The organism is Nocardiopsis sp. LDBS0036 (genome assembly GCF_041228755.1).
Lineage (GTDB): Bacteria > Actinomycetota > Actinomycetes > Streptosporangiales > Streptosporangiaceae > Nocardiopsis > Nocardiopsis dassonvillei.
Map to the genome: position 1 here is coordinate 2,920,570 of NZ_CP141103.1, position 12,517 is coordinate 2,933,086.

Below are 12,517 nucleotides of genomic sequence, written 5' to 3' on the forward strand. Positions count from 1 at the left end.
ACGCCGCCGCCCCCGCCCCATCCCTCACTGGTGCTGCGCGGTCTCCTGGTCCGCCAGGGGCAGGTAGACCCGCTTACCCTGTTCGGCGAACTCCGCGGACTTGTCGGCCATGCCCTTCTCGATGGCGGCCACCGTCTCCAGCCCGTGCTCCTCGGCGTACCTGCGCACGTCCTGCGTGATCTTCATGGAGCAGAACTTCGGCCCGCACATGGAGCAGAAGTGCGCGGTCTTGGCGGGTTCGGCGGGCAGGGTCTGGTCGTGGAAGGACTGCGCGGTCTCGGGATCCAGGGCCAGGTGGAACTGGTCCTGCCAGCGGAACTCGAACCGCGCCTTGGACAGCTCGTCGTCCCACTCCTGCGCCCGGGGGTGCCCCTTGGCCAGGTCGGCGGCGTGCGCGGCGAGCTTGTAGGTGATCACACCGGTCTTGACGTCGTCCCGGTCGGGCAGCCCCAGGTGCTCCTTGGGGGTGACGTAGCACAGCATCGCCGTACCGAGCCAGCCGATCTGGGCGGCGCCGATCGCGGAGGTGATGTGGTCGTAGCCGGGCGCGACGTCGGTGGCCAGGGGGCCGAGCGTGTAGAACGGCGCCTCGCCGCACAGCTCCTCCTCCAGGCGCACGTTCTCCGCGATCTTGTGCATCGGCACGTGCCCGGGCCCCTCGATCATCACCTGCACGTCGTGCGCGCGGGCGATGTGGGTGAGTTCGCCCAGGGTGCGCAGCTCGGCGAACTGGGCCTCGTCGTTGGCGTCGGCGATCGACCCCGGCCGCAGCCCGTCGCCGAGGGAGAAGGTGACGTCGTACTCCCGGAGGATCTCGCACAGCTCCTCGTAGTGGGTGTACAGGAAGCTCTCCCTGTGGTGGGCCAGGCACCAGGCCGCCATGATGGAGCCGCCGCGCGAGACGATGCCGGTGACCCGGCGGGCGGTGAGCGGCACGTAGCGCAGCAGCACGCCCGCGTGGACGGTCATGTAGTCCACGCCCTGCTCGCACTGCTCGATGACGGTGTCGCGGTAGACCTCCCAGCTCAGCGCCGCCGGGTCGCCGTTGACCTTCTCCAGGGCCTGGTAGATGGGTACGGTCCCGATCGGGACGGGCGAGTTGCGCAGGATGCGCTCGCGGGTCTCGTGGATGCGCTTGCCGGTGGACAGGTCCATGACGGTGTCGGCCCCCCAGCGGGTGGCCCACACCATCTTCTCCACCTCCTCGGGCACGGAGGAGGTGACGGCGGAGTTGCCGATGTTGGCGTTGATCTTGACCAGGAAGTTCTTGCCGATGATCATCGGCTCGGACTCGGGGTGGCACCGGTTGGCGGGGATGACCGCCCGGCCCACGGCCACCTCCTGGCGGACGAACTCGGGGTCCACGCCCTCCCGGGCGGCCACGAACCGCATCTCGGGGGTGATGGTCCCGGCCTTGGCGTGGGCCAGCTGGGTGGTCGCGCCGCCGGACGGGGCGGGCGCGTGGGCCCACTCCCCGCGGGTGGGGGCCAGGCCCCGGTGGACGTCGATGTGCGCGGTGTCGTCGGTGTACGGACCCGAGGTGTCGTACAGGTCGAAGTGGCTGCCGTTGCTGAGTTCCACCCGGCGCTGCGGGACGCGGAGGGTGTGCCCCTCGGGGGTGGCGACCTCCCGGTAGACCTTGCGTGATCCCATGATGGGACCGGTGGTCACCCGGTGGTCGGCGGTGGAACTGACGTCGCGGCCGTCGAGAGCCGTCATGGCATGCCTCCCTACGTCGGAATTACCCGAACAGGTTCTGCGGTCGGCGACACCGTTGAGTCGCCCTCTCAGCCCGCCATGGCGCGAGCTCCCGCGTTGCGTATGAAGATGTGGGGACGCCTGGGGCGCCCCGGGCACGCGTGACCGGGGCGTGCCCGGTCCGTGTGGCCCCGGACACTCTATCCGTCGGCCGAGCGGGGCTGTCCACCGTCCCGGGGATAGAAAAGTGTCTCCCGCACGCCACCCCCGACAGCGCGGTCGGCTCGGGGCCGTGCCGCGCTCCCCCGGGTCAGAAGAGCGTCTGCGGCTCGTCTCCCCCGGTGTCGGAGAGCGGTTCGAGCAGGTCGGGACGGTTGTTCTTGATGCTGTTGACGTCGGTGGAGACCTCGTCCACCTCGAAGCGCTCGGCGGGGGTGTCCTGGAGCAGGTGGGCCAGCTCGTCGGCCCCGGTCGCCGGGTCCAGCCAGGCCGCCCAGTCCTCGGGGGGCACGACGACGGGCATGCGCTCGTGGATGTGGGCGAGTTCGGGGGCGGCCTCGGTGGTGACGACGGCGCAGCTCCACACCCACGCGGCGGGGTCGTCCTCGGCCACCTCGGGGTCGCGCCAGCGCTCGAAGATCCCCGCCAGGGCCAGGGGCCGGTCGTCGGGGTAGTGGATGGAGTAGGGCTTCTTGTCCGCCTTGGCCTTGCGCTTCTTGTGGTGGGGGTCGGTGACCGGCGAGGTGCTGGCCTGCACGGTCCCGTCCCTGCCGATCAGCTGCCACTCGTAGTAGGCGTCGGCGGGCAGCAGGCAGCGGCGGCGCCGGAAGGCCGTGCGGAAGGCGGGCTTGTCGGCGATGGTCTCGCTGCGGGCGTTGATCATCCGGTAGCCGATGTTGCGGTCCTTGGCCCAGGAGGGCACCAGGCCCCAGCGCAGGGTGTGCAGGGAGCGGGGCCCCGGCTCGCCCCGGTCCTCCCCCTGCGGGGGCGGTCCGAGCACCGCGTACACGGGCCTGCCCGGTGAGATGTTGTAGTCCGGGTCCAGCTCCTCCAGCGGCGGCCACGCCCGGGGATCGGTCTCCTCGGGAAGGGCCTGCTCGGGCAGGCCGAAGGCGAGCTGCAACTGGTGCACGTTCCGGGACTGGGCATAACGACCGCACATGGGTGTGATCCTACGGTCGAAACGGCTCGTTCTCTCCCGGAACACCCGTATCCTCAGGTGTTTCCCGTCCCGGGGCACCGGGCGCGGCTCGAACGGCCCGCCGGTTCCGTCGGAACTCAGCCCGGCGTCGGCGCGACGGGCTCCCCCTCCGCGCGTTCGGGCCCCCGCTCCGCTCCCCCGTGCGCGTCCCGGCCCCGCCGGGCCCGGACCAGGCCGACCAGCACGACCAGGCCGCCGAGCGGGGCCAGCGTCCACGGCGCCCACGAGGAGAGGGCGCGCAGCAGCACCGAGCGCACGCGGGCCTGCTCGGCCTGGGCCGCGACCTGCTGCTCGGCCAGGACCAGCCGCGCGTACAGCAGGGGCGCCTCACCGCTGTCGTTCTGCGGGCGCAGGGTCTCCGCGCGGGTCTCGTGGGCGTTGACCACGATCCCGCTGACCGGTTCCACCCAGAACGTCCGGCTGACCTCCAGCCAGCGGGTGGCGGTGACCGTGCCCGTGGCCCCGGGGCGGAACAGGGAGGCGGGCACGGGGCGGGCCGAGTCGGGCATCTGGGTGGACTCGATCCACTGGCTGTACCGGCGCACCCGCACTCCCGCCACCTCCTCCCACTCCTGGAACTCCAGCATCGGCGCGGACCGCACCTCGGCGTCGTAGAAGGGGTACTCGCCCTCCCCGTCCCCGGGCGGCCAGAAGTACACCAGCCCCGCCTGCCGGACCGCCCGGTCGCCGTCGACGTGCTCACCGCAGCAGTTGACCGCCCGGCCGGTCTCCCGGTCGACGATGACGCGGCGGCTCCAGTGGTCGATCATCCGGTCGGGCACGGAGGTGTCCACGGACACCTCCCACGCCGACCAGTCGCCGCCGTGCGCGGAGGCGTCCACCCGGGTGACCCTGCTGAGCTCGGCCGACTCCACCCACGACCACGTGGAGGTGTCCAGGTAACCGGCGTCCTCGTCCAGCATGCGGATGTCGAACTCGGCCCCGGCGGGCAGCAGGGCCATCCGCTCGTACACGTAGAGCGGGAGCAGGGCGGCCAGGGTGAGCAGGAAGGCGCCCACGGCCACCAGCAGGGTGCCGCGGGGCAGGGAGCGCCCCGGTCGGCGCTCGGGGCCGACCTGACTGGGGGCGGCCTCCCCCGCGCCGAGCGCGCTCATGTCCGGGCCTCCTCGGGGTCGTTCTCCCACCGGTCGTCGTCCGAGGGGCCCCCGTTGTGGGGAGCGCCGCCGGCCTCATCGCTCACAGGAGTCGCCGGGGTGCCGGTAGGACCGTTAGACCCACTGACCCCGGCAGTATCGGCCAGACCGGCCGCACCGCCGGGCGGAGCGGGCCCGTCCGCCCCGCCACCGGCGTCCGCAGCGGCCGCTCGGACGCGGACCGACGGCGGATCGGCGTCGGCGTCCTCGCCGTCGCCCGGCTGGCCCAGGGCCAGCACGAGCCGGACCAGCGCCGGCAGGCACAGCAGCTGGGAGACCCAGCCGCGCAGCGCTCCCCCGAACACCTCGGTCACCTCGTGGAAGGGCATGTACAGCGCCAGGTGGGTACCCGCGCCCATGGCCAGCCCGGCCAGCGCCAACGACACCGCCACCGGCCAGGGCCCCGCCAGAAGCGGCAGCGTCCGCCCGCCCATGGAGGGCCGTCCCGGCTTGGCGTGCCGCAGCCTCCGGGGCGCCCGGCGCCCCAGCCACCACATGCACACCAGGATCACCGCGACCAGGGCGGCACCGACCGCACCGGCCACCCACACCCCGTAGGCCAGGCCCAGCGGCAGCACGACCCGCCGCCCCAGCCATCCGGGCCCGGCGTCGGGCAGGGCGCGGGCGCCCCGCGGGGCCGCGGCCCCGGCCGCCGCGCCCCCGGGCAGCAGGCGCCTGGGCCACAGGGCGGCGACCACCAGCACCGCGGCCAGCGCGGCGCCCACGGCCAGGGCCCGGTGGTAGGCGGTGTCGGGCGCGTAGGTCAGGGTGACGGTGCCCGCGCTGCCCGCGGGCAGCACCCAGGCCTGCTTCCAGCCCTCCAGCCGGATCGGCTCCAGTGCGGCGTCAGCCCCCTCCAGGCGGGCCCGCCAGCCCTCGTTGAAGTTCTCGTTGACCACCAGCAGGCTGTCCTCGGCGACGTCCACGTCGAAGCGGCGCTCGCCCGGACCCCAGGCGTGCACCCGCTCCACCTCGGCCATGGTGACCTCGGGGCGGTCCGAGACGGGGTCGGCGGACTCCACCAGCGCCGAGCGCACCTCGTAGCGGTTGCCCGGATCGACCACGATCCGGTTCCCGCCCCCGACCAGGTCCAGGTCGGTGCAGCTCTCGTAGCGCAGCGGGCGGCCGGTGAGCTGGTCGGCGAGGGTGCCCCGGCTGATCCGCGTCTCCACCCGCTGGTCGTTGACCCGCAGCGTGGGGCCCAGGCCGCACGCGGTGGAGGCGTCGCCCTCGGGCAGCGGCTCCACCGGCTCCACCCCGGGCAGGGTGACGGTGCCGATCTCCAGGGCCTGCCCCTCGGGGCGTTCGAAGGTCACCCGCAGCGACTCCGCGGTGAACTCGGCGAAGTCCACCCGGCCGCTGCCGTCCAGCCACCCCTCGCGCACGGTGCCGCCGCCCTCGACGGTCACCCGGATCGGCCGCAACACGCTGTCGGCGCGCGGGAACTCCACCTCCAGGTGCCCGATCTCGGTGGGCGCGCCCAGCTCGATGTCGAGCCAGGGGTTCTTCTCCTCCGGGTCCGGGTACCAGACGGTGCTCTCGTCGTCGTCCAGCGCGCCCCGGCCCATCGCGGCGGGGTGCTGCACGGCAGTGGAGGAGGCCGTCACGTGCGGGTGGGGGCTGGCCCGGTTGGCGGCGTTCTCCGCCTCCCGGGGGTCGGTGAGCACGACCTCGCCCGAGACCGTGTGCGGGGCGGAGGCCGACTCCGCCGACAGCTCGAACGTGCGGTCCAGGCGGCGCGCGTCCTCGCCCCGCACCTGGAGGTCGGGGTTGCACACCCACACGTGCGAGCCCTCCATGCAACCGGGCGCGGTACCGGTGGAGCCGGTGAACAGCAGCGTTCCGGCGTCGGCGGGGCCGGGGACCCGCAGCGTGCGGGCCGGTTCCAGGCCGGGCACGGAGATCGAGGCGACACCCACCCGGGTGCCGAACCGGTACTCCGGCTCCCAGGCCAGCTCGTCCACGCGCACGCGCAGTGTGGTGGTCGCGCCGGGCGGTGCCGCCAGCTCCTGGGGCTCCTCGGTCTCGGCGACGGGCACCTGCGCCTCGCCGCCGTCGGTGACGAGGGTGACCCGGGAGGGCGGCGGCTCGCCGGGCAGGTGCTCGAAGGCGACGCTGAGCCCGGTCAGGTCCTGGGGCTCCTCGAACTCGACCTCGATCCACTCCCCCAGGGCGCCGGTGAAGGCGCTGGACCGCCAGGAGGTGGTGAGGTCGTCGTCGAGCGCGGCGTGCGGGGCGTGCCCCGGGTCGCGGTCGGCGGCGCGCGCCCCCGCCCCGCTCTCCGCGGAGGAGGCGCGCACCGAGGCGATCCCGACGTCCTCGGCGTGGGCGACGTGGTCCTCCCACGCCGGGTCGAGGACGTCGGGGGCGGGGACGTCGCGTTCGAGCTCCTGGTCCCCGGTGAGGGTGGCCGACACGTTGCGGCGCACATCGGAGTAGACCACCTCGCGGCGGCGGGCGGTGTCGGTGACGACCGTGTCCTGGGCGGCGACCTCCCCGGCTCCGGGGTCGTCCCCGAGCAGGATCGGGCGGTCGTCGTCGACCACCCCCTGTTCGGCCAGGTGGAGCACGGACTCGGGGCCGCCGGTGACCCGCAGCACCTCGTCGGCGGGCACGGTGCCGACGGTGGGCGCGGCGTCCTCCACCTCGTAGACGCTCAGCGCCCGGTAGGGCTGGTCGAACCACTGGGAGGCGGACTGGTGGTCCAGGGAGCCGATGACCGGGCCGAACTCGGCGGCCCGGGTGATGCCCGGCGAGTCGGTCAGGGCCTGGTGGACGCGGGCGGGCCAGCCGCCGTTGTTGCCGGTGCGCTGGAGGTCGTTGCGCACGAGGAGGTGGGTGACGCCCATGCGCGCGAAGGTGTCGGCGAGCCCGGCGGAGCCGCGTCCCGAGGAGACGCGCTGGTCGATCTCGTGGGTGACGCGGGAGACGCCCGCCGAGCCCCACGGGATGATCTGGTGGTTGGTCCAGGCCCCCTCGAACAGCGGTTGCAGGGGTTCGTCCATGGGGCGGCCCCACTCGTACTCGCCGCGCGCCGAACCGGGAAGGGCCATGGTCATACCGCGCTCGTCGGCGCGCGCCTCCAGCCAGTCGGTGGCCTCGTACCAGTAGTCGGGGATCTGCGCGAAGCCGCCCGCGGGGGCGATCCCGACGGTGCCGACGGGCACGAGGGTGGCCGCGAGGACGGCGGCGGTGGCGCCCGCGACGGTGCGGCGCACGCGTCCGGACACGGGCGTGCCCCTGCGGTCGGCCAGGTCCCGGGCCACCACCACGGGCAGGTGGGCCAGGCCCAGCACCAGGGGCAGGCGCACGAGCGCGTCGAACTTGTGCACGTTGCGGAACGGGGAGAGGAGACCGTCGAACAGCTCGCGCATGGTCCCCGCGAAGGGGCCCGTGAGGTCGCCGGTGAAGCCCGCGACGATGACCGCGGTGCCGGTGAGGAGGCTGGCGATGAGGAAGAGCCGTTCGGGGGTGCGCCGGTTGACCAGCCCGGCCAGGCCCAGTCCCGCCACCAGCGCGGTGGCCGCGATCAGCCAGGGGGTGGTGGACAGCTCCGCCCCCGAGGGCAGCGCGGTGTTTCCCTGGTCGGGCAGGAAGCCCATCCAGTTGGAGGTGCCGCGCAGCGCGTTGAGCAGCGAGGTGACGCCGGTGGTGACGGCGGCGTCCTCGGTGTAGGGCATGAACGAGAACACGTACCGCGCCATGAGGAGCAGCGGCGCGACGTACCAGAACGAGGCCAGGACCAGCGCGACCGTCCACCAGGCCGTCAGGCGCCACTTGCGCGGACCGTTCGCCCGGGTGAGCAGGTAGAGCCCCGGCACGACCAGGACGGCCAGTTCGGAGGCGGCGTTGGTGCCGCCGCACAGCAGGAAGGCCAGGCCCGACAGCAGGGCCATGCGGGCGGGAGAGCGGCCGTGCCTGGCCCCGAGCACGAGGGGCAGCAGGATCCACGGCATGAGCAGCATGGGCTGCAACTCGGCGGAGTTGTACGACAGCAGCGTCAGCACGCGGGGGGCCAGCGCGTAGGCGACCCCGGCCAGGATGCGGGTGTTGACGGTGCCGATGCCCAGCGCCCCGGCGACCTTGTACACGCCGGCGAACGCGGCGACGAGCAGGACGGCCATCCACAGGCGCTGGATGAGCCAGTCGGGCATGCCGAGCAGGTCGAACAGCAGGTGGAAGGGACCGTTGGGGAAGAAGTACCCGTAGGCCTGGTTCTGGATCTGGCCGAAGTAGGAGGCGTCCCACAGGTGCAGGGCGCGCTCCATGAACCCCAGGGGGTCGGCCGTCAGGTCGAGCTTGGTGTCGCTGACGATCCTGCCGGGGTCGATGCTGGCGGCCAGCGCTCCCAGGAGCAGGCACACCGTGAGGACCTTCAGCCGGGCCAGGAGGCGGGGATCGGCACCGCCGGGGCCGGTGGAAGGTGGTGTGCGGGAATCCTCCGGTTCGCGCCTGGCGGTGGATTCCGTCGGTGTCACGTCTTCGCTTTCCTGCCTGCTGCCGTGTTCCGGGCGGCGGGGGCGCCCGTGTCGTCGGAGGTGAGGGGGTCGGGGACGGGGGCGTCCGGTGCGGGGGCGGTGCCGGGAGTGGGGACGGGGGCGTCGGTGGCGGGGGCGTCCGGTTCCGCGGCGCCGGGCAGGCCCAGCTCCCTCGCGACGAGCCGGGTCATCCGCGCGCCGCTGGCCTCCCACGTGAACCGGGACGCCCACGCGCGGCAGGCGCGGCGGACGGCTTCGGCCCGGCGGGGGTCGGACAGCTCCTCCAGGGCGCGCGCGACCACGTCGGCGAGTTCCTCGCCCTCGCGCACGAGCCACCCGGTCTCGCCGTCGCGGACCGAGTCGCGGAGTCCGTCCACATCGTAGGCCACGGTGGGCACGCCGAGGCGGGCCGCCTCGATGACGGTCAGGCCCCAGCCCTCGAACTCGGAGGCGGTGACGTGGAGGTGGCACGAGGCCAGGACGCTGTTCTTGTCCTCCTCGGGCAGGAAGCCGTGCAGGCGCACGCGGTCGCCCGTGCCGTCACGGGCGACCTGCTCCGCCAGGGGTTCGCCCTCGGGGCCGCGGCCGATGATGTGCACCTTCAGGTCGGGGTGCTCCTCGCGCAGCGCGCGGGCGAGGTCGACCACCCGCGAGACCCGCTTCTGGACGACCAGGCGGCCCAGGCTGACCACGGCCGGGTGGCCCATGTCGGCGGGGGCGGGCGCGTCGTCGAGGGGCTTCTGGGGCCCGGGGAGTCCGCCGTTGTGGATGATCTCGATCGGCGCGCGCCAGCCCAGCTTCTCGCGCATGGCCCGGCGGGAGGACTCCGAGACGGTGACGGTGGTGCAGCGGCGGTAGACGCGCGAGGCCACGACCGACTCCAGCGTGCGGCCCAGCCAGGCGACGGGCGCCGGGAAGTAGGCGTTGAACTGGAGGTCGTGGACGTGGTGGACGACGCTGACCACCCGCGTGCTGCGGCGCAGGACGAGGCGGCACAGGAAGGGAACGCCGTTCATGCAGTCGAAGGCGAGCTGGTACTCGCGGCGCCACAGGGCCAGCCACGCCATGACGCGCGGGTAGACGGTGAACCTGCCGCCCATGCGGCGGATGACGATCCCGTCCCTGGTCTCCACGCGCGCCTGGTGGGGCTCGCGGCTGGTGAGGAAGGTGACGATGGCACCGCGTTCGGCCAGGTGGCGGCTGATCCGCCAGGAGTACTCCTCGGCTCCCCCCGCGGTGGACTGCCAGGGGTCGCGCCAGTTGACCATGACCAGGCGGACCCCGTCCAGGCGCGGCCCGAGGTCGGCGGGGACGTCCGGGGCGGCGGGTGCGCCCGTGCCGGTCGGGACCTGGACGGGGACGACGGCGGCCGGGGCCTCGGTGACCGCGGGCAGGCCCGGTTCCGCCTCCTGGCGGATCCGGTGGACCTTCTGGAAGACCACACGCTCTCCTTCCGCGCGGTGTCCGGCCGGACCGCGTGCCGCTACCTCGCGCGTGCGGGTGAACACGCACGGCGACCCCCTGGGGGAAGGGTGGAGCGCACGCCGAACGGGCCCGTGGGCCGGACGTCGGTGGTGGTGGGCGGCCGGGGGAGGGTACCCGGGGCCGCGGGAGTCGGGGAGTGGGGCGCCCCGCCGGGGGCGGAGCGCCCGCGAACCTCCGCCGTACGGCCGTCCTAGCGGTCGCCGTAGTTGTAGAGGGTTTCGTTCACCGGTTCCGCGGTGGCGGTCGAGTCCGTGGCGAGGCTGGTGGCCACGAAGGTGGCACCTCCCGCCAGGGCCGCGCCGATGACGCAGGCGGCGATTACCTTGATCACTTGGGGATCTCCTTCCGCGCGCCCGATCCCGCGCTGGGTCCGGAGCGCTGGAAAACGAGACTAGAACCTGATCTAGCCATAGACCAGATGATTGCCCCAACTGTAACTAACCCGCCGGTAACTTCCAACCCCGGAATGCCAGCTTTGTCAGCCTTTACATGCTGGTCCTGCACCCGAAGAAGCACCATGCCGGAGCCCTCCACCACCACGGACAGGCCCTCCACACCTGACCAGAACTGGTTATCGGCTGGCGCGGACACCGCCACGTACCGCACCCCCAGCCCGCCCAGCGCCGCGGCGTCCAACCGCCCGGGCAGGCCCGTCGCCGGGTCAGGCCCGAGCACCCCGGCGACCCGTCGCGCCCGCGCGTCCTCCCCGGTCACGACCACCTCTCCCCCGTCCGGGGTGCCCACGACCAGGTCGTCGTTCCACAGGGTGCGCCGGTCGAAGAGCTTGGTCGCCGGGTCCAGGACGACCGTGGCCCGCCCCGACCAGTCGGGGCCGCGGTAGGCGCTCCAGGGCAGCACCAGCACCGCCCCGGGCCGGTCGTCGGCGGCCACCGCCTCCTGCGCCGCCAGCCACTCCCCGGGGTAGTGCACCGGGGCCAACCGGCCGCTCGCGCCCCACAGCAGTCCCGGCAGCACCACCACCGGCAGCAGCGCCACGAACACCGCGAGCCCCGTCCGCAGCGCAGCACCCTGCCGTCCGGCCAGCCACCACACACACGCGCCGAGGCCGAGCGCCTGGACCAGGGACAGCGGGGCCACGTAGAGCTGGCCGTCGCGCAGCGGCCCGAACCCCGGCCAGGCGGAGATCAGCCAGACCAGCAGCGCGCGCCCCGGCCCGGTGGCCCCCAGCAGGGCGATCAGCAGGCCCAGGGCGGCGGCCGCCGAAAGACCGGGGCCGAACTCCGGCCGCTCCCGGCGCAGCAACCACACCCAACCCGCCAACGCCAGCAGACACAGCAGCAGGCGGGCCGTGGCCGTCACCGGCTCGCCGTAGCCCGCCGGAACCGCACCGGAGTTCCACACCCCGCCCAGGAGCAGCAGGGAGCCGAGGACCCCGAACGGGGTGTCCGAACGGGCCGCGAACGCCGCCACCCCGGCCGGGTCCGTACCCGCCCCGCTGACCAGGGACGGAAGCAGCCAGGGCAGGGAGACCACCACCAGCGCCAGCACGAACAGCACCGCCCGCCCCCACCAGCGCGGCGCACGCGGGTGCGCGGAAGTCACGGGAGAGGCGTTCTGAGCCTCCCGGGGGTCAGGAGGAACCTGAGTCGCCGAGGGAGCCGCAGGGGCCCCAGAGTCCGAAGCGCCCGCAGGAGTCGCGGTCGCCGGAGAGGCTGGAGGGTCTGAAGACCCCGCAAGGGCTGAGGGATCCGCGGAGACCGAAAGATCCGCAGGGGGCGCAGGTGCCGCAGGGCCTGAAGGGGCCCCAGTGCATGGAGGGGCCCCAGAGACAGGAGGACCCGAAGTACCTGAAGGAGGCGGAGGAGTACCGGAAGGCCGCTTACGTCGAGGGTCCCGAGAGGTCGAAGCGGCGCGGGATGCTCGGAGGGCACGACGCTGACGCGGCGCGCGCGGGCGGGCGGTGAGGGCGACGGGACCGGCGGTGAGGGCGGTCAGCACCACCGACGAGAACCCGCCGACCGCGGCGGGCACCAGAGCGCGCACCAGCCCGGCGAGCCCCGGACCCGGCCGCACCCTCGCCAGACGGACGGTCGCCCCCACCACCCACGGCAGCCCCGCGTAGCCCAGCAGCATCGCCCACTGGCCCAACAGCAGCCGCTCGGCCACGAACGGGTTCCACACGTAGGCCGTCCCGGCGGCGGCCGACGCCACCAGGACCCCGGCACCGCCGCGGGGCAGCACCCGCAGCACCAGGCGCGCGGCACCGGCCCCGCCCACGGCGAACACCGCCAGCAGCGCCAGCGACTGCACCGCGTCCCCGGGCAGAACCGCGGACAGCGCCGCCACCACGGCGTCACTGGGAATCGCGCGGGGGAACCCGTCCGCGCCCCGCAGCGCCGTGCCCAGCGACAGGTCGGGCACGAACACCATGTCGTAGCGCAGCACGTATCCGGGCCCCAGCGCGGGACCGAGCACCAGCACACCGGTCAGCAGTCCCACGGCCCACGGCAGCAGACGGACGCCCCCTTCTCCTCGGGCGC

7 protein-coding genes, 1 pseudogene and 1 riboswitch are annotated in these 12,517 nt (G+C 73.9%); all 8 genes and pseudogenes read right to left on the reverse strand.

Annotation, left to right across the window (positions count from 1 at the left end; translation table 11 throughout):
- Nucleotides 1–24: 24 nt before the first annotated feature.
- Nucleotides 25–1,719, reverse strand: a complete 1,695-nt coding sequence (gene thiC, locus UIS43_RS12190) for a phosphomethylpyrimidine synthase ThiC (protein WP_013154708.1) — start codon at nt 1,717–1,719, stop codon at nt 25–27.
- Nucleotides 1,713–1,824: riboswitch (TPP riboswitch) on the reverse strand. (Overlaps the previous gene by 7 nt.)
- Before the next feature lie 184 nt (nt 1,825–2,008).
- Complete coding sequence (locus UIS43_RS12195) at nt 2,009–2,860, reverse strand: SOS response-associated peptidase (protein ID WP_013154709.1); 852 nt, start codon at nt 2,858–2,860, stop codon at nt 2,009–2,011.
- Nucleotides 2,861–2,976: 116 nt separating this feature from the next.
- Nucleotides 2,977–4,014 carry a DUF3068 domain-containing protein gene (locus UIS43_RS12200; RefSeq protein WP_370013173.1) on the reverse strand — a complete coding sequence of 346 codons (1,038 nt, stop codon included), beginning with the start codon at nt 4,012–4,014 and terminating at the stop codon, nt 2,977–2,979.
- Nucleotides 4,011–8,531: an alpha-(1->3)-arabinofuranosyltransferase gene (locus tag UIS43_RS12205; protein WP_370013174.1), complete on the reverse strand. Its 4,521-nt coding sequence runs from the start codon at nt 8,529–8,531 to the stop codon at nt 4,011–4,013. The genes UIS43_RS12200 and UIS43_RS12205 overlap by 4 nt, the downstream gene beginning before the upstream one ends.
- A complete protein-coding gene (locus tag UIS43_RS12210) occupies nt 8,528–9,973 on the reverse strand; it encodes a glycosyltransferase family 4 protein (protein ID WP_071622657.1) in 1,446 nt (481 codons plus the stop codon). The genes UIS43_RS12205 and UIS43_RS12210 overlap by 4 nt, the downstream gene beginning before the upstream one ends.
- Nucleotides 9,974–10,206: 233 nt before the next feature.
- Entirely contained in the window at nt 10,207–10,347 is a 141-nt protein-coding gene (locus UIS43_RS12215; RefSeq protein ID WP_013154713.1) for a hypothetical protein, read from the reverse strand.
- Complete coding sequence (locus tag UIS43_RS12220) at nt 10,344–11,579, reverse strand: hypothetical protein (RefSeq protein WP_370013285.1); 1,236 nt, start codon at nt 11,577–11,579, stop codon at nt 10,344–10,346. The genes UIS43_RS12215 and UIS43_RS12220 overlap by 4 nt, the downstream gene beginning before the upstream one ends.
- Nucleotides 11,580–11,927: 348 nt before the next feature.
- A pseudogene (locus UIS43_RS12225) lies at nt 11,928–12,476 on the reverse strand (hypothetical protein); the annotation flags it as partial.
- Between the last annotated feature and the right edge of the window lie 41 nt (nt 12,477–12,517).

Excerpts from the sequence above, each read along its gene's own strand:
- UIS43_RS12200 (WP_370013173.1), bottom strand. The coding sequence starts at position 4,014 with ATGAGCGCGCTCGGCGCGGGGGAGGCCGCCCCCAGTCAGGTCGGCCCC.
- UIS43_RS12195 (WP_013154709.1), bottom strand. The coding sequence starts at position 2,860 with ATGTGCGGTCGTTATGCCCAGTCCCGGAACGTGCACCAGTTGCAGCTC.
- thiC (WP_013154708.1), bottom strand. The coding sequence starts at position 1,719 with ATGACGGCTCTCGACGGCCGCGACGTCAGTTCCACCGCCGACCACCGG.